Genomic DNA, 17,638 nt, shown 5'->3' on the forward strand with positions numbered 1-17,638 from the left:
AGAAGACAGCGGTCGCTAACAAGCGAAGCGTACCAAGCCACCACGACCCCCCCCCCCCCCCCCGCCCCCCCCCCCGCCCCCCGCCCCCCCCCCCCCCCCCCCCCCCCCCCCCCCTGCCGCCGTTTCGGCGCTCTGGTGCCGTACCGGGCGCGGCCGGGCTGCGGGTCTTCCGCCTGTCCGGCCTACCGGAGCCGTTGGCACCGTGCGCCTCGGCCGGCTCCCCGGCGCCGGTACGAACCTGGTGCCGCACGCCCTGGCCTCGCTGCGGCACAGTCATCCCCACGTGCACGTCATCAGCCGCGAAGGCACCACTCCGGCGCTGGCCCGGGCCCTGCGGGCGGGCAGCATCGACCTCGCACTGCTGGCGTCGGCGCCGCCGTTCCGCGCGCCGGCTGAGGAATCGCCTCCACTGGCGTGGGAGACGCTCACCGAACGCGCCCTGTGTCTCGCCGTGCCGTCGGCGCATCCGTTGGCCCGAGGCGCGTTCGTCGACGTGGCCGACCTGTACGGACAGCAGTGGATCGCCGGTTCGGCGTCGGGCGCGGACCGGCTGCCGGGGGTGTGGCCGGGTCTCGACGAACGGCCCGAGACCGTGCACACGGCCCGGGACTGGCTGGCGAAACTGCATCTCGTGGCTGCGGGCTGCGGGCTGCGGGCTGCGGGCTGCGGGCTGCGGGCTGCGGGCTGCGGGCTGCGGGCTGCGGGCTGCGGGCTGACCACCGTGCCCTCGGGGCGAAGGCTCTGCGATGCCGAGCAGCCCCGCCGTACGCCCGGAGATCAACGACTTCGACACCCTCCGGCGCGGCCGCGCGACGGTGCGCCGCAGGCCCGGCAGTTGGGCCGCCGTCTGGGCGCGCGAGGCGGGACCGCCCGCCAACCCCGCGGCGCGGGAGGTCCTACGGCCGCTGCGGCTTCGCCGGCACGGTGCCGGCCAGCGACGCCGTGCGCAGCCGCTACGCCCACCGGCGGCCTATGCCAGTCGAGCGCCAGGCCCACGCCAGCGCGGTCCCCGGTGTTACGCAGGACAGCGCGCAGCTGCGTCAACGTCACCGCGGCCGCGCCGCCGGCCGCCCGGTCAGCGGTCCCGGGCACGGCGAGGCTCGCCGGGTCTCAGGCGCGAGGGGCAAAGACGGCAAGAAACGCGCCCGGTTGGCGACACGTTCGGCGCCGATCACGGCCGGAGATCGCGCGCCGGCTCCGGAGGGAGGCCAAGGGCCCCGTCACGTCAGCAGGGGGCGCCAGCGGTCGGCGGACTCCGTCATGTCACCGATGACCCGTTCCAGGAACGACCCGCCCCTGACCAGCCGCCGCCCCACGGGGCTGCCGGGCCCGAGCGCCTTCGCCGCCGCCTTCGCGGCGTGTGCCGTTTCGAGCGTCTGCCGTGCGCTGATGACGATCGAGTTGTACCAGGCCTCGTCGTCTACCACGTAGATGTCGCGACGCCCCTGCGGATCGCGCTCACGCCTGACGTACCCGTACTGGACCAGAAGGTTCACGGCCACGGAGACGGAGGCCGGGCTGACCTGCAGCCTGCGGGTCAGCTCCGCCGCGGTGCGCCTGCCGGCCTCGGACAGCAGCAGGTCGACGTGCACGCGTGCGGTCATCCTCGGCATTCCGGACCTGACCGCCAGCTCGATGATCTCGTCCTCCACCGCGCCGCCGAACGACCGGCCCAGCGGCGGGGGCGGCGGTGTGCCCCGCCGCGCACGCTGGACCGTCGCCTGGTGCGCCCGCTGGGGCCGGTAGCCGGCGGGTCCCCCGTTGCGCGAGACCTCACGGCTGATCGTCGAGGTCGGGCGTTCGAGCCGCCTGGCGATCTCCGCATAGGACAGGCCGTCGGCGAGTCCGGCTGCGATCCGGTGGCGCTCCTGCTGGGTCAACCGTCCTCCTGGCATGGCGTCAGTATTGCCTTCAGGCGCATTCATTGCAATGCAGCGTTGCATTCGACCGCACACCATTGCATCAATTTACCGCTGTGTAGCTGGAGATACTCACTCTGACAATTGACGGAGTTGTGAATGCAACGTAGCTTTCGAGAGACTTCAAACACGTCATATCGCGAGACGAGGCATGGCCATGAGCGAATCCGTCCACACCGTCCCGGCACTGCCGACGCAGCGTCAGTCCGGCTGCCCCTTCGATCCTCCGGTCGAGCTGACCGATGCCCACCGACAGGGCCCCATCAGCCGGTTCACCCACCCCGGCGGGAAGCCCGGCTGGCTGATCACCGGGTACGACCTGGTCAGGTCGGTCCTGGCCGATCCCCGGTTCAGCTCGCGCAAAGACCTGATGAACGTGGTCGACTTCGAGCTCCCTCCGGCGCCGCCCGGCGAGTTCCTCCTCATGGACGAGCCGCAGCACAGCCGCTACCGGAAGCCCCTGGTCGGCAAGTTCACCGTACGGCGGATGCGGCTGCTCACCGAGCGCATCGAGCAGGTCACCGCCGAGTGCCTGGACGCCATGGAGCAGGCTGGGACGACCGCGGACCTGGTGACCGCGTTCGCCAAGCCCATCCCCACCATCGTGATCTGCGAGATCCTGGGCGTCCCGTACGAGGACCGGGCCTCCTTCCAGGAGCAGATCGACGCGTTCATGGGCGGGGAGGTGAGCGACGAGGAACTGATCGCGGCGTACACCGGTACCCAGGAGTACCTCGCGCGGCTGGTGGCAGCCAAGCGCGCGAATCCCACCGACGACGTGCTCAGCGAGCTCACCGGCAGCGACCTGACCGATGAGGAGCTGAAGGGAATCAGCCTCATCCTGCTGGCGGCCGGCTTCGACACCACCGCCAACATGCTGTCCCTCGGCACCTTCGCCCTGCTGCGGAACCCGGTGCAGCTGGCCGCGCTGCGCGCCGACCCCGCGCTCACCGACGGGGCGGTGGAGGAGCTGCTGCGGTACCTCAGCGTCGCCAAGACCTTCCACCGGACGGCGCTGGAGGACGTCGAGGTCGGCGGCCAGACCATCGAGGCCGGCACGACGGTCGTCCTGTCGTTCAACACCGCCAACCGCGACCCCGACCGCTTCACCGACCCCGACGTGCTCGACGTCCGGCGGCCTTACGACGGGCACCTGGCCTTCAGCCACGGCATCCACCAGTGCCTGGGCCAGCAGCTGGCCCGCGTCGAGATGCGGGTGGCGTTCCGCGCCCTGATCGAACGCTTCCCGACGCTGCGCCTGGCCGTACCGGCCGACGAAGTCCGCCTGCGCCCGGAGACCGCCGACATCTTCGGCGTCAAGAGCCTCCCTGTCACCTGGGACGAGAAGTGAGCGCGACCCGCCTGAGCATCGACCGTGAGCGCTGCATCGGCGCCGGGATGTGCGCCATGACCGCTCCGGGGGTGTTCGACCAGGACGCCGATGACGGCCTGGTGGTCCTGCTGCGGGCCGAGCCGGCCGCCGACGGGCTCACGGCCGCGCGGATGGCCGCCGGAGTTTGCCCCTCCGGGGCGATCATCCTCAACGGGCCGGAAGCAGATGGCGGTTCAGGAGACCGGCCGCCGTCCGGGTGAGCGGCAATCCCCGTGCGTCGGCGTCGAAGCGGTGCCGCAGGGCGGGGGTTGCGGACCAGCACGCCCGGGTCGATCTCCGCCCGGCGGCCGTCGGTGTCCCGCAGGATCAGGCGCTGGGCCGGCCCGTCGCACCAGTGCACCGAGAGCAGGGCATCGGTGTGCACGGTGCGATCGGCGAACAGCCTGCGGACGGTCGGGCGCCCGGCCTCCACCCGTACGCGAGGCGGCAGCAAGACGACGAACAACAGCAGGCCGAGACCCGTCCACACGACGGCGCGCTGCCAAGTGGTGGAATCAGCGGCCCGGTCGGCGTCCTGCACGGCGCCGGCCTGGGAGGCGGGCGGCACCGGCTGAGGCCCTGTGCTCGCCCGTATGCGTTCCGGTCCCGAACCGTACGACCACGCGGCGTCGCACGTCACATCAGGCGAGCTCGCGCGAGTTGAGCGGCAGCCGCCAGGAGTTGCGGCGATGGGCCGCGTCGTATGCGGCTCGGAGCGGGGACGGGGGCACGGTCAGGACCGGACAGGCTGCTCGCGCGAGGACGTAGCGGGCGACCGAGGGCCGGACCAGGCGGTGCACCAGCCCCCGCGATCCCGTGCCCACCACGAGCAGGTCGTCGGGATCTCGCGCGGCGTCGACGAGCGCGGCGCCCGGCGTTCCCCGCACGGTGAGTCCCGCGAGGGTGACGCCCGGGCCCTCGGCGCCGAAGGCGGTGTCGAGTACCTCGCGCAGCCGTTGGGCGGCGGCCGACCGGCACGGTGCCAGTGCCCCCGCTCCGCAGGAGTTGCGGCTTCCCACGTCGCCACCCGGAGCCTGCCACGCCAGGACGGCGCGCAGTTCCACTTCCCGCAGCCGGGCTTCGACAGCAGCCCGGTGGAGCGCCGACAGGCTGCCCAGGCTTTCACTGACACCGACGACGACCTTCGGCACGAGCCCCTCCCTCTCCACTCCGTTCGGGTGATCCATCCAACATCAGAGGAGAACCACCGGTCCCGTTCGCTGACGGTCTTCTGACGCGGTCGGCCGCGATTCTGACGCGTTGCCGACACCTCCCGCCTGCGGCCGTCAGCGATCCGTATGGACTCCGCCGATCGCCGTCAAGATCCCATCAGGGGCAGACCACGACCTCTACCTCCCCGTCCGGCCGGGAACGGCGGAGGCGGTGGTACGCATGTTCCGCACCGCGCTGGGCGCACGCACCGCCGTCGGCTTCACCGCCCCGCCCGTCTGGCCGCCACGCTTGGCACGGAACAGCCGTGGATCCGGCTGCCCGAGCCGGCGCTCCGGACGATGGCCGAACCGCTCGGAGCGACACCGCCGACCGCTGACCGTCGACCCGACGTTCACCGCTCCAGCGGTCACAGAGCGCCCCATGGCGGGCTCCCCCATGACCGGTCCCGCAACCGGTCCCGGCCCTGCGGCCCGGGTGGGCCGGATCGTCATCGGCAGCCTCCCGGGGTCCCGCCCGTATCGCCGCTGCCGTCGGGTCGCCATGGCCTCCGGCTACAACATGGCGGGCCGGCCCCCGGTGCCCCGCTTTCGCGAGGGACCGGCGGAATTCCTGGCGCTTCCCGTACGAAGTGGTCAGCCCGCGTGGACGTGCGGCCGACGGGAGCGGTCGGGTTCGGCTTCGCGGATGACCTCGCGGGTCACGGGGGCGACCTCGCCCTGTCCGAAGAGGAAGAACCGGAAGAAGTTGGCCATCGGGTTGCCCTCGGTCCACTCGAAGTAGATGTGCGGCCGCTGGCCGGTCTCGTCGCGGACATGCAGGAGGAGTGCGGCGAGGGCGTTGGGGATGCTGGAGCTCTCCAGGGTCAGGACGCGGTAGCGGTCGTGGAGGACCTCGCCGCGTACGCGCATTCCGGATTCGAACTCGGACGCGTCCAGGACGGTGACCTCGACGAACATCACGTCGTCCTCGGCCGGGATGTCGTTGTCCGCACGGATCTGTGCCTTCTTCTGCCGGTACTCGTCGAGGTCCCGGTTGTCGGGCTCGTTGGCGATGAAACGGATCGTGCGGTTGGCGGTGTCCCGGATGAACCGCGCCGCCATCTCGTCGAACTCCACGTGTGTGACGCGCAGCTCGAAGACCCGGGCCAGGCGGGAGAGGAGGGACAGGGCCATGATGCCGGCGATGAAGCAGGCACCGATCTTCACGCCGTCCGGCCGCTCGACCACGTTCACGGCCGTGGTGTAGATGAAGACGGCCGAGATGAGGCCGAAGCCGATGGTCCAGCCGCGCTCGCCGGCCCGGCGGGCGGCGATGGTCACGGCCACGGCCGCCGAGGTGATCAGGACGAGCACGCCGGTGGCGTAGGCGCCGCCCTGCGCGTCCACGTCGGCGTTGAAGATCCAGGTCACGAGGAAGGCGATCAGCGTGAACACGATGACCATCGGGCGCAGGGCCCGGGCCCAGTGCGGGGCCATGCCGTAGCGGGGCAGGTAGCGGGGCATCAGGTTCAGGAGGCCGGCCATGGCCGAGGAACCCGCGAACCACAGGATGAGGATGGTCGAGACGTCGTAGACCGTGCCGAAGGCGGAGCCCAGGTGCTCGTGGGCGAGGTAGGCGAGGGCACGGCCGTTGGCCTCGCCGCCCGGCTGGAACTGGTCGGCGGGGATCAGCAGCGTCGTGATGAAGCTGGAGCAGATCAGGAAGACGCTCATGATGATGGCCGCGGTGGTGAGCAGCTTCTTCGCCCCGCGGATGCGGCCCGCGGGCCTCTCCACGGTGTCGTCGGGGTCGCCCTTGACGTGGGGCATGACGGCGACGCCGGTCTCGAAGCCGGAGAGGCCGAGCGCGAGCTTCGGGAACACGATGAGGGCGATGGCGATCATCATGAACGGGTTGCCGTGCTCGGTGGTCAGCGCGTCCGACCAGTCGGTGATGACGTGCGGTTCGGTGATCACGTTCCACAGACCGACCGCCACGACCACGACGTTCAGGCCGAGGTAGGTGGCCACGAGGACCACGGCGACGCCGATGGCCTCGCTGAACCCCTTGAGGAACACGGCTCCGAGGAGCGCGATCATGATCAGGGTGATCAGTACTTCGTGGCCGTGCAGCGTGCTGGTGAGGTGCGGGTTCTCCACGAGGTGTGCGGTCGCGTCGGCCGCCGAGAGGGTGATGGTGATCAGGAAGTCGGTCGCCGCGAACCCGAGCAGGGTCAGGACGAACAGCTTGCCCTTCCAGAACGACAGCAGCTTCTCCAGCATGGCGATCGAACCCTCGCCATGGGGGCTCTCCTCGGCCACCCGCCGGTAGACGGGCAGCGCGCCGAAGAGGGTGAGCAGGACGAGCACGATGGTTGCGAGCGGCGACAGCAGCCCGGCCGCGAGGGCCGCGATGCCGGGCTGGTAGCCCAGGGTGGAGAAGTAGTCGAGACCCGTGAGGCACATGACCCGCCACCAGGGCCGGCCGTGCGGCTGGGCCGCCGCCTCCTTGGCGGCGGGCGAACTGTTCTCGGCGGTCAAGCCTTCCAGCAGCCACGCGCGCAGGCGCGCGGAGCGGGCAGGGGTGGCCATCGTGGGGGGCTCCTGTCGTACGGCAAAGAATCAGCCGTCGACGGCGACGGCTGAGCCAGCGTACGCAGCCAGATCATTCCTGCACGTGAGTGAGCCGATCCTGACGCTTCCTTAACGCGGAGGAAGCCTCCTGTGGCGTAGGAGATTTGGCCGCGGTGGCTGCGTGGGCGGTGCTGGGCGGACTGCTCCTGGGTGTGTTCCCGGACCTGGTGCTCATCCCCGCGCTGGCCGTGATCCTGCTCGTCTCCGCGGTCGAGCTCGCCCGGCACGGCTGAGAGCCGGTGCCTCACGGCGGGTCAGGTGCGGCAGTCGCAGCCGGGCCGGCAGCCGCACGGGTCCGCGGCGGCCGAGTTCCGGGCCGTCGGCACCGCGGGGGTGGCGCTGGGCGGCGGACAGGAACGGCATCACGGCCAGGGACAGGGCTGCCAGGGCGATGCCGACCGTGGAGTGTTCGGCCTCTCCCGCGCCGGTGAGGGCCCGTACCGACTCGGCCGTGACGTAGGCGGCGAGGACGAAGAAGGACACGGCGATGATGCGCAGGGTCGTCTTCTCGCGTGCCTCGCGCAGTGCGTGATCGGCCGCGGAGAACGGCCAGGCGACCGCGGCGGCGGAGGAGACCTCGATGACGGAGTCGAGGCCGAAGCCGATCAGGGCGGTGGAGGAGGCCATCGTGCCGGCGGTCAGGGCGACGGCCGCCTCGAGGAGGTTGTAGGTGATCGTCGCGGCGACCAGCAGCCGTACGCGGCGGGTCAGGGCGTCACGGCGGGCCGGGGACGGGCCCGGGGACAGGTGTATGCCGACGGTCATCAGCAGCAGTCCTTCGTCTCGGCGTCCGGGCAGGTGCGGTCGGTCTCCAAAGTGTGGATTCTCGGCCCTTGCTCGATGCGCCCGGCCCCGCAGGGGTTCTCATCCGAGGCCGGGGATGGTGGAGACCATGAGGTCGATGAGCTTGATGCCGACGAAGGGCAGGATGAGGCCCCCGAGGCCGTAGACGCCCAGGTTGCGGCGCAACAGGTCGTGGGCGGAGGCCGGCTTGTAGCGGACGCCGCGCAGGGCGAGCGGGATCAGCGCGACGATGATGAGGGCGTTGAAGATGATCGCCGAGGTGATGGCGGAGGTGGGGCTGCTGAGCCCCATGATGTTGAGGGCACCGAGTCCGGGGTAAACGGACGTGAACATCGCCGGAATGATCGCGAAGTACTTCGCGACGTCGTTCGTGATCGAGAAGGTGGTCAGGGCGCCCCGGGTGATGAGGAGCTGCTTGCCGATCTCGACGATCTCGATGAGCTTGGTGGGGTTGGAGTCCAGGTCGACCATGTTCCCGGCCTCCTTGGCGGCCGAGGTGCCCGTGTTCATCGCCACGCCCACGTCGGCCTGGGCCAGGGCCGGGGCGTCGTTCGTTCCGTCGCCGGTCATCGCGACCAGCCTTCCGCCCGCCTGCTCCCGCTTGATGAGGGCCATCTTGTCCTCGGGCGTCGCCTCGGCGAGGTACTCGTCGACCCCGGCCTCCGCGGCGATGGCCCGGGCGGTCAGTTCGTTGTCGCCGGTGACCATGACCGTACGGATGCCCATGCTGCGCAGCTCCGCGAAGCGCTCGCGGATGCCGTCCTTGACGACGTCCTTGAGGTGGATGATGCCGAGGACCCGTGGTCCGTCCCAGTCATGGACCGCCACCAGCAGGGGCGTGCCCCCGGACTCCGACACGGAGGCGGACCAGGTGGCGGCCTCCGCCGCCACCGTGCCGCCGCGCGCCGCGACCCAGTCGCAGACCTGCGCCACCGCTCCCTTGCGGATGGCGCAGCCGGCCCCGTTGTCCCAGCTGAGGTTGATGCCGCTCATCCGGGTGCGGGCGCTGAACTCGGTGAAGCGGGGGTTGCCGAGGTCCTCCGTGGCGACCGGCTGGAGTCCGTACCGCTCGGCCAGGGCGATGACGGAGCGGCCTTCGGGCGTCTCGTCGGCGAGGGAGGAGAGCTGGGCGGCGTCCGCGAGCTTGGTGTGGTCGATGCCGGGGAGCGGGATGAAGGCCGCGGCTTCCCGGTTGCCGTGGGTGATGGTGCCGGTCTTGTCGAGGAGGAGGGTGTTCACGTCGCCGGCCGCTTCGACGGCGCGGCCGCTCATCGCGATGACGTTGCGCTGGACCAGGCGGTCCATGCCCGCGATGCCGATGGCGGACAGCAGCGCGCCGATCGTGGTCGGGATGAGGGTGACGAGGAGCGCGACCAGCACGGTCGTGGACTGGGCGGCGCCCGCGTAGGCGGCCATCGGCTGGATGCTGACCACGATCAGGACGAAGATGACGGTCAGGGCGGCCAGCAGGATGTTCAGGGCGATCTCGTTCGGGGTCTTCTGCCGCGACGCGCCTTCCACCAAGGCGATCATCCGGTCGATGAAGCTGTTGCCCGGGCGCGAGGTGACCCGTACGACGATCGAGTCGGACAGGACGGTCGTCCCGCCGGTGACCGCGGTCCGGTCGCCTCCCGATTCCCTCAGCACGGGCGCCGATTCGCCGGTGACGGCCGACTCGTCCACCATCGCCGCCCCGTCGACCACGTCGCCGTCGGCCGGAACCGGTTCACCGGCTTCCACGAGGACGAAGTCGAAGGGCTGGAGCTCGGCCGGGGATACGGCCTCCGTCCTCGCCTGCCGCAGGTTCGCCCCGTACGTCCAGTGCTCCAGCCGCAGCGCGACCGTGTCCGTACGGGCCTTGCGCAGGGACTCGGCCTGGGCGCGGCCCCGGCCCTCGGCGACCGCCTCGGCCAGATTGGCGAACAGGACCGTCAGCCAGAGCCAGACGCTGATCACCCAGGTGAAGACGGACGGGTGGATGAGGGCGGAGAGGGTGGTGAGTACGGCGCCGACGGCGACGACGAACAGCACCGGCTTCTTGACCAGCTCACGCGGCTGGAGCTTGGCGACGGCATCCCGGGCGGATGTGGCGAGGAGCTCGGGCTCCAGCACGTTCACCTGGCCGGGGCGTTTCCGGGAGGGCCGGTTGACCGGGGTCCGCGGCGGGGTTCCGAGACCCGGGGAAACGTGCTGGGCGGCGGCGGGAGCCATGAAGAGACCTTCTGGTGAGTGCGGCTGGGTACCCCACATCGGCCCCGGCGGGTGAGAGGCGGGTGCGCGGGTGAGGGGTGTCGCCGCCGGGGGGCCTCTCCCTCGACCCCCTCGGCCATCATGTGGGTATGCGAGACCCTCGGCGGCGCAACAGGCAGGAAGTTACTGCCTGTTGGTCAGGCGACCCCCTTTCCGGCAGGGGAATTGGCGCCTTCTTGACGGCGGCGTACGGGCCGCATCAAAGCACCGTCAAGAGTGCGTCAGCGCGCGTCGGACGTGACGCGGAAGCGCAGCCGGCAGATCACCGCGTCGGTGTCCCGGCGGACCGCGTGGGCGACGACGGAGCCGCGCTGGTTCTGGAGCAGCCGCTGCCACAGCCGGGCCGGTTCGGTCTCCGGGATCAGCACGGTGACCTGGGCGTCCGGGTGGGTCCGCGTCAGCTCGCGCACGTAGCCGGACACCGGACGCCCGAGGGACCGGCTCTGCGAGGAGAGCTCGATCAGCTCCACGCCGGGCTTCCACAACTCCCAGTCCCGGCACAGCGCTTCGGCGGCCTGCCGATCCTCCGGGGTGGTGTGGGTGACCGTCACGGCGAGGACTTCGTCACCAAGGGAACGCGCGGCGGTCAACGCCTGGCAGGTCAGTCGCGACAGTCCCGAAACGGGCACCACGACCAGGGACCGTGAGCGGTGCGGGGCCACGGGGATCCGGCCGAGCTCCAGCCGCTCACCGATGTCGGCGTACGCGCGGTGGACCTTCTCGAAGCCGAGGACGATCAGCGGCAGTGCGACCACGATCAGCCAGGCCCCCTCGGCGAACTTCGTGGCCGTGACGACGACGGCCGAGACCCCCGTGAGCAGTGCGCCGCAGCCGTTGAGGGCGGCCTTCGCCCGCCAGCCGCGCGGGCGTTCGCCGTACCAGTGCCGGACCATGCCCACCTGGCAGATGGTGAAGCCGACGAACACGCCGATCGCGAACAGCGGGACGAGGGTGTTGGTGTCGCCGCCCGAGAACACCAGCAGGGCGGCGGACACGAGGGCCAGCCAGACGACACCGTGGCGGTGGACCTGGCGGTCGGCCTTCAGCGCGAAGACGTGCGGCAGGTAGTTGTCCCTGGCGAGCAGGCTCATCAGGACCGGCAGTCCGCCGAAGGAGGTGTTGGCGGCGAGGGCCAGCAGCACCATGGTGGCGAACTGGACCACGTAGAAGGCGGCGTTGTGGCCGAAGGAGGCGTCCGCGAGCTGCGCGAGCACCGTCACGCCCTCGACGGGCTGGAGGTGGAAACGGCCGATCAGCACCGACAGGCCGATCAGCATGACGCCCAGCAGGGCGCCGAGCGCGACCTCGGTGCGCTGGGCCCGGCGGGCGGCCGGGGCGCGGAACGACGGCACGGCGTTGGCGACGGCCTCGACGCCGGTCAGGGCGGAACAGCCGGCCGCGAAGGCCTTCAGCAGGAACAGCGCGCCGACCGTGGTCGCGCCCTCGCCGAGGACGGAGGCGTGCCCGGCGGCGGAGGCCGTGCTGACGGGCGCGTCCCGGAACAGCCCAACGGTGATCATGGCGAGGATCGAGCCGACGAACAGCGCGGTCGGCACCAGGAACGCCTTGGCCGAATCGACCACGCCCCGCAGGTTGACGGCGGTGACCAGGACGAGGACACCGAGGCAGATCCACACCCGCTCCCCGTACAGGCCGGGGAAGGCCGAGGTCAGGGCGGCCACGCCGGCCGTGACGGAGACCGCGACGTTCAGGACGTAGTCGAGGATCAGCGAGGCCGCGGCGGCCAGGCTGGTGCGCCGTCCGAGATGCCGCTTCGCGACGGCGTACGAGCCGCCGCCGTCCGGGAACGCGGCGATCACCTGGCGGTACGAGGCCACCAGCACGGCCAGGAGGGCCGCGATGGCGAGCGTCACCGGGAGGGTGAAGCCCATCCCGTACGCGCCGGCCGCAGCCAGCACCAGCACGATCGACTCCGGCCCGTACGCCACCGACGCCATGGCGTCGAGCGACAGCGCGGCCAGTCCCTGCAGGGCGGTCAGTTTGTGCTGGTCACCGGCCACTGCCACGGGCGTCGCCACGCCGGTATCAGGAGGCTCCTCCGTGCCGGGAGCCCGTCCCGCCGCCGTCGGCTTTCCCATGTGTATGGACATCTTCGCTGTTCCTCCGTTGGACAAAGTGAGGCCAGCGTCGGGACGGGACGGCAGGACGACCAGTCCTCTTGGCGAGATCCATACGCCGGGTGCCGCACTCTTCACGCGCTCCTGACGCCGGGGGGCGGAAAGCCGTATGGGGTGCGTCAAGACACCGCGAGGGTGCGCGGATCCCCCCGCACCGGGAGCACCCTGGACGTGGGCGACACCCGCCACGGACGGCACACTCACCCTCGAGGACACGCCCGGCGGCGGCCTGACCATGGTCCTGTCCCTGCCTGTCGCCCCCACCGATGTGTCCGCAGGGCGGCACCGACCGCCGGTGTCCTACGCGCGGGACCCTGCTCTTCACCGTCGTCGACGTCGGCCGGCACCGCGAGGACCTCGCCGGGTGCAGCCCCCGCCCTCAGGGCTGCCGGGCGATGTGCCGCGATGCTGTCCGGTCAGGACGCGTCGAGCACGATGGGCGCCGTCGGCGGAGGCGCGTCAACGCCACTGGAAACTAGCTCCCCCCTTTGAGCAGTCCCTCGAATCCGGCGAGGGTGGCCCGCAGGCCGAACTCGAAGGTGTTGTCCGGGGCCTCTGCGTAACCGGCCCCGGCGCTGCCGACGATGCGCTCGCGCAGCCGCGGGAAGGCCATGGCGATCTCGGCGGCCGCCGCCATGGTGTCCGCCAGCTCCTTCTCAGGGTCTCCGGTCCTGCTCAGCCGGCGGGTCAGCGAGACCTGGGCGGCGGAGCCGAGGGCGCTGCCGAGCACGAAGACGAACACTGCGGCTGCCGCCCGGTCCGCATCGGCGGGCGAGAAGCCGGCCTTCTCGTAGAGGGCGAGGCTGTGGTCGTCGTGCCGGGCCTTACCAGGTCCGTACAGCAGATGGCTGCCGAAGGCCTGCCCCAGCCACGGGTGCCGGGTGAGCATCGCGTGCGTGCTGCCGGCCATGGCGGTCGCGGCGCTGCGCCAGTCCATGGCGTCGAGGTCGGGCAGCTCGACCTCGTTCCACACGGCGTCGGCCGCGAGCCGGACGAGTTCGTCCTTGGTCTTGATGTGCCAGTAGACGGCGGTGGCGGCCGCGCCGAGCCGCCCGCCCAGGCTGCGCATGTTGAGGCCGTCGAGGCCTTCGTCGTCGAGCAGTTCGATGGCGGCGCGGATGATCTGGTCCGGGGTGAGGGTGCTCCGAGGCATGCCCAAGAGACTACTTGAACTTAGTGAAGTGATGCGCCTATGCTCAATTGCACTTAGTTCAAGAATCCCTGTGACTCACGAACCCGAGGGGGAAACCATGCAGGAGCAGCAGAACAACCACGGTGATTTCAGCGCGGTCGTCGCGGCCCTGGCCGAGGATTACGGCGTGCCCGGTGCGTCCGTCGGCATCCTGGCCGGCGGCCGGACGTTCTTCCTGAACCACGGCGTCACGAGCGTCGCCCACCCGCTCCCGGTCGACGAGCACACCCTGTTCCACCTCGGATCCACCACCAAGACCTTCACCGCCACCGCGCTGCTGCGGCTCGTCGAGCAGGGCAAGGTCGACCTGGCCGCGCCGGTCCGGCGGTACGTGCCCGAGCTCGTCCTCGCCGACGAGGCCGCCGCCGAGCGGATCACCGTCCTCAACCTGCTGAACCACACGGCAGGTCTGGACTGGAACGTCATCGACAGCGAGGACGAGGACGGCTCCCTGGCCGCGTTCGTCGCCAAGCTGGACCGGCTGCCGCTGATCGCGCGGCCCGGCGCCCGAGCCTCGTACAGCCAGGCCGGCTACAACCTCCTCGGCCGGATCATCGAGAACGTGACCGGACAGACCTACGAGCAGGCCGTGGCCTCCCTGCTCCTGGAGCCGCTCGGCCTCGCGGACACCGTCTTCGGCCTGGACGACGTCATGGTGCGGAAGTTCGCGGTGGGCTACGTCCGCGACGAGGCCGGCGAGTTGAAGCCCGCCCGGCCCTGGAAGGCCTACCGGGCCGGCGCCCGCGGCGACAACCCCGGAGGCGGCATCGTCTCCAACGTGACCGACCTCCTCGCCTGGGCCCGCTTCCATCTCGGCGACGGCGACGGCCTGCTGACCACCGGCACCCTGCACGGCATGCGCGAGCGGACGGCGGAGCTGCGCGGCAGCGCGCTGGGCGACGGCTTCGGCATCTGCTGGTTCCTGCGCGGCGTCGACGGGGTCCGCACCATCGGCCACGGCGGCTCGGGCAACGGCCAGTTCGCCGAACTGCACCTGGTCCCGGAGCACGACTTCGCCGTCGTGTCGCTGGTCAACTCCGAAGACGGCTACGTCTTCAACCAGGCGGTGATCCGAGCGGCGTTCGAGCACTACCTCGGCCTGGTCGAGAAGGACCCCGAGCCCGTGCCGCACGACGAGACGCGGGCCCGCGAGGTCGCCGGCCGCTACGAGAGCGACGTCATGAACATCGACATCGTCACCGACGGGCAGCGGCTCACCCTCGCGGTCGAGATCAAGCCGGAGATCCGCGCAGCCTCGGACGCCGAGATGCCGCCGGACTACGCCCCGGCCGCCATGGGCTTCCTGCCCGGTGACGGCGACGAGTACCTCCTCACCGAGGGCGGCCTGAAGGGACAGCGCGGCTACTTCACCCGCGCCGCCGACGGCACCGTCACCGGCGTCGACCTGGGCGGCCGACTCTTCACCCGGGCCACGGGGGCCCGGACCGTGTCGTAGAGCACGTCCCTCCACCGAGGCCTGTCCTGCCGGGCGGCTCGCCAAGCACGCGGCAGGCGCTCCCGTCAGAGCGCTCAGGAGTTCCCGTACGGGCTCACGCCGCCGCTGCGTGCCTGTGGAAGGTCTGGCGGCGCGCCGGGCCGGTCGCGTAGTGGACGTATTCGCGGGTCAGGCGGAAGCCTGCCGACCAGGCCAGGAGGCGGCTGGGGCGGTTGTCGCGGGAGCAGGTCCAGCTCGGTGTACGGCCGCGGGCGGCGATGTCCCCGCACAGGGCGGTGACGCAGGCCAGTGCGAGGTGCCGGCGGCGGTGGCCGGGGGCGGCCAGGGCGGCGACGTCCTCGTAGCCGCTGCCGAGGAAGTAGGTGCAGGCCAGCGAGAGGGCCCGGCCCCGGTGGAAGGCCCCCCAGCCGAGGCCGGAGGCGGCGAGCTGCTCCGGACCGCCCCAGGTTTTGCAGATCCAGGCCGTCTCGGGTCCGAGCGCGAGGATCGCCGGCGCGTCCTTGGGTGTCAGGCGGCGCACGGTGATGCCGTGCGCCGGGCGGGCGGCCACGGCGGGCTCCTGGTGCACGTAGACCATGCGCTCCCACGGGTCGACGCGGGCGAACGCGCCCCCGAGGGCAGGCAGGAAACGGGCCGGCGCCTCGACGTAGCTGCCCTCGAACCGTGCGAGCGCCTCGGGGGAGAGTGCGCCCGGTTCTCCGCGGAGCAGTACGTGATCGCCGCTGGAGACCGCCACGACCCGCGGGTCCACGGCACGGTCCGCCCACCAGCGGCCGTTGCCGGTGGCCAGGGCGTGCTCGGGGAGGGCCGCGACTCCGGGCGCCCCGCCGGGGAACCAGCGGGCGAGAGCGGGGAGACGGGACGGAAGGAGCTCGATCACGACGGATGCCGCCTAGCTTCAGGGGAAGGGGAGCGGGGGCGGCCCTGGACGGCGGGCCGCCCCCGCGGGGAACCGGCGCCGTTGAGCGTCGGCGCCGGTCGGCCTTGCGGCCGCGGTTGGCTTGCTGTCAGGCGGAGTGGCCGACGAGTACGCCGGCCAGCTTGTTCAGCCGCTTGACGGTGCGCTCCTCGGTCGCGCAGGGAGCCGGGTCCATCCGCGCGTTCCGGTCGTAGTAGGCGCCGTTGACGATCTCGACCGCCGGGTCGCAGAGGCGCACTACGTGGGCGGCGCCCTCGGAGGGCGTCGCGCCCTCGTGCCCGTACAGCGGCCTCAGCGCGGTCTCGCACACGCCCGGGTTGACGGACACGGCGGTGACCCTGGGGTCGGCGGCGAAGACGGTGAGGGCCAGCTGTGACTGCGCGTAGGCCGCCAGGCGTGAGTAACGGCGGGTGCGGTTGGGGTCGTTCCACATGATCGAGGCGGTGCGGTGCATCGAGGAGGAGACGTTCACGACGCGTCCTCCCGGGGAGGTGGTGAGTGCCGGTTCGAGCAGGTTCGTCAGCAGGTAGTGGGCGAGGAAGTTGACCTGGAAGGAGAGCTCGTTGCCGTCGGGGGTGACCGTGTGGCGCTCCGGGGCCGCTACCGCGGCGTTGTTGACGAGGACGTCGAGGTGCGGGTGCCCGACGATGACCCGGTCGGCGAGCCGTTCGACCTCGTCGAGGTGCGCGAAGTCCGCCGCGCACGGGCGCAGGAGTTCGGCGTCGACGTCGGCGGTGGCGATGAGCCGGGCCACGGCTTCCCGTGCCTCCGAGGGCGTACGGCCGTGAAGCAGAACGGTGGCCCCGTATTCGGCGAGCAGGCGGGCGGTCTCGTAGCCGATGCCCGAGGTGGCACCGGTGACCATGATGGTCCGGCCGGACAGGAAGGAAGACATGAGTGATTCCAGGGGAAAGGCATGGCTACGCGATCCGATGCGGCGGGACCGTGGCCGTGCGGTGAGAGTGATTCCGTATCGCGTGCAGGCATGGGCCCTCGGCAACGCGGCCGAGGGGCCTTCGCGGTTCGACGGGCGCTAGCGCACCGGTAGGTGAACAGGGCACATCGTCGGCAGCACCTGATTCGGTGGCCGGTCGTCATGGCGCAGACCGATGTTCACGTCATCCATCCAACCGGCCTGCGAGGGAGACCTCAAGCGCCCTGACGGCTCCCTGACGACGCCTTGACGGAATTCGGCCCGGTCGGCAGAGCGAGTCCCGTCAAGCGTCTTGAGTGAGACGTCGTGAGCCTTTGGTGCCGATTCCGCGGTGATGCGGAATCGGAGCCTACAGACGACCGCGCCGAGGCGCCTTGAGCGTCCAGGCGCTCACGCGAGGAGCAGAGGACCGAACGTCTGGCCGGCGATGTGCTCGGCGGTCGGCTGGTCGAGCACGCGGCTCGGCACGTCCGGGTGCTGCCGGACCCAGCTGAGGGCGTTGCGCACGTCCGTGAAGAAACTACGACGATCGCGGACGGCGGCTACCTGAGCACCGGGCTGATCATGCCGCACCGCCGGCGCAAGGGCGAGGAACCACCCGACTGGAAGCAGGCCCACAACAAGAGCCACAAACGGGTTCGCGCCCGCGTCCAGCACGCCTTCGCCCGTATGAAGACCTGGAAGATCCTGCGCGACTGCCGTCTGAGGGGCGACGGTGTGCGCCACGCGATGCACGGCGTTGCACGCCTACACAACCGCGCTCTCACGGGATGACTCCCGCCGCATGCGGGACCTGAGAGGTCCGCGGGAGACCGGCCTTGGGGAACATCGGGGCAGCCGATATCGGCTGCCCCGATGTTCCCCAAGGC

Annotated in this window: 13 protein-coding genes and 2 pseudogenes; 6 read left to right on the forward strand and 9 right to left on the reverse strand. The window is 71.2% G+C overall.

Annotation, left to right across the window (positions count from 1 at the left end; genetic code table 11):
- Positions 1 to 241: 241 nt before the first annotated feature.
- Complete coding sequence (locus ACZ7IF_RS02155; RefSeq protein ID WP_470962288.1) at positions 242 to 1,273, forward strand: LysR substrate-binding domain-containing protein; 1,032 nt, start codon at positions 242 to 244, stop codon at positions 1,271 to 1,273.
- Here ACZ7IF_RS02155 and ACZ7IF_RS02160 read toward each other — a convergent pair.
- Positions 1,221 to 1,895, reverse strand: coding sequence for a GbsR/MarR family transcriptional regulator (locus ACZ7IF_RS02160; RefSeq protein ID WP_470961576.1), 675 nt, complete (start codon positions 1,893 to 1,895; stop codon positions 1,221 to 1,223). The genes ACZ7IF_RS02155 and ACZ7IF_RS02160 overlap by 53 nt on opposite strands.
- Before the next feature lie 181 nt (positions 1,896 to 2,076).
- On the opposite strand from ACZ7IF_RS02160, the gene ACZ7IF_RS02165 reads away from it, so the two are divergent.
- Complete coding sequence (locus ACZ7IF_RS02165; RefSeq protein WP_470961578.1) at positions 2,077 to 3,270, forward strand: cytochrome P450; 1,194 nt, start codon at positions 2,077 to 2,079, stop codon at positions 3,268 to 3,270.
- Entirely contained in the window at positions 3,267 to 3,512 is a 246-nt protein-coding gene (locus ACZ7IF_RS02170; protein ID WP_470961581.1) for a ferredoxin, read from the forward strand. Before ACZ7IF_RS02165 ends, ACZ7IF_RS02170 begins: the two co-directional genes overlap by 4 nt.
- A 420-nt stretch (positions 3,513 to 3,932) precedes the next feature.
- Here ACZ7IF_RS02170 and ACZ7IF_RS02175 read toward each other — a convergent pair whose 3' ends face one another.
- Complete coding sequence (locus tag ACZ7IF_RS02175; RefSeq protein WP_470961584.1) at positions 3,933 to 4,442, reverse strand: universal stress protein; 510 nt, start codon at positions 4,440 to 4,442, stop codon at positions 3,933 to 3,935.
- Positions 4,443 to 4,589: 147 nt separating this feature from the next.
- Between ACZ7IF_RS02175 and ACZ7IF_RS02180 the strand changes: the two are divergent.
- Positions 4,590 to 4,787, forward strand: a pseudogene (locus ACZ7IF_RS02180) (hypothetical protein); the annotation flags it as partial.
- A 309-nt stretch (positions 4,788 to 5,096) separates the two neighbouring features.
- Here ACZ7IF_RS02180 and ACZ7IF_RS02185 read toward each other — a convergent pair.
- The 5 genes from ACZ7IF_RS02185 to ACZ7IF_RS02205 form a co-directional block, all read right to left on the reverse strand.
- The gene (locus tag ACZ7IF_RS02185) at positions 5,097 to 7,034 is read right to left on the reverse strand and encodes an APC family permease (protein WP_470961587.1); all 1,938 of its coding nucleotides are present in this window, start codon (positions 7,032 to 7,034) and stop codon (positions 5,097 to 5,099) included.
- Between the two features lie 213 nt (positions 7,035 to 7,247).
- Entirely contained in the window at positions 7,248 to 7,841 is a 594-nt protein-coding gene (locus ACZ7IF_RS02190; RefSeq protein WP_470961590.1) for a cation diffusion facilitator family transporter, read from the reverse strand.
- Positions 7,842 to 7,940: 99 nt separating this feature from the next.
- Positions 7,941 to 10,091, reverse strand: a complete 2,151-nt coding sequence (gene kdpB / locus ACZ7IF_RS02195; RefSeq protein WP_470961593.1) for a potassium-transporting ATPase subunit KdpB — start codon at positions 10,089 to 10,091, stop codon at positions 7,941 to 7,943.
- A gap of 260 nt (positions 10,092 to 10,351) precedes the next feature.
- On the reverse strand, positions 10,352 to 12,241 hold the full coding sequence (locus tag ACZ7IF_RS02200; RefSeq protein ID WP_470961595.1) for an APC family permease: 1,890 nt from the start codon (positions 12,239 to 12,241) through the stop codon (positions 10,352 to 10,354).
- Positions 12,242 to 12,743: 502 nt separating this feature from the next.
- Positions 12,744 to 13,421 (reverse strand): TetR/AcrR family transcriptional regulator, encoded by a 678-nt coding sequence (locus ACZ7IF_RS02205; protein WP_470961598.1) that lies wholly within the window; start codon positions 13,419 to 13,421, stop codon positions 12,744 to 12,746.
- 97 nt (positions 13,422 to 13,518) lie between these two features.
- On the opposite strand from ACZ7IF_RS02205, the gene ACZ7IF_RS02210 reads away from it, so the two are divergent.
- Complete coding sequence (locus ACZ7IF_RS02210) at positions 13,519 to 14,916, forward strand: serine hydrolase domain-containing protein (RefSeq protein ID WP_470961601.1); 1,398 nt, start codon at positions 13,519 to 13,521, stop codon at positions 14,914 to 14,916.
- 94 nt (positions 14,917 to 15,010) lie between these two features.
- Here the strand turns inward: ACZ7IF_RS02210 and ACZ7IF_RS02215 are convergent, their stop codons facing one another.
- The gene (locus ACZ7IF_RS02215) at positions 15,011 to 15,796 is read right to left on the reverse strand and encodes a GNAT family N-acetyltransferase (RefSeq protein WP_470961604.1); all 786 of its coding nucleotides are present in this window, start codon (positions 15,794 to 15,796) and stop codon (positions 15,011 to 15,013) included.
- 127 nt (positions 15,797 to 15,923) lie between these two features.
- Positions 15,924 to 16,730 carry an SDR family NAD(P)-dependent oxidoreductase gene (locus ACZ7IF_RS02220; RefSeq protein WP_470961607.1) on the reverse strand — a complete coding sequence of 269 codons (807 nt, stop codon included), beginning with the start codon at positions 16,728 to 16,730 and terminating at the stop codon, positions 15,924 to 15,926.
- Positions 16,731 to 17,285: 555 nt separating this feature from the next.
- Here ACZ7IF_RS02220 and ACZ7IF_RS02225 point away from each other — a divergent pair.
- Positions 17,286 to 17,543, forward strand: a pseudogene (locus tag ACZ7IF_RS02225) (transposase family protein); the annotation flags it as partial.
- Between the last annotated feature and the right edge of the window lie 95 nt (positions 17,544 to 17,638).

Source organism: Streptomyces sp. NPDC037421, assembly GCF_055602105.1.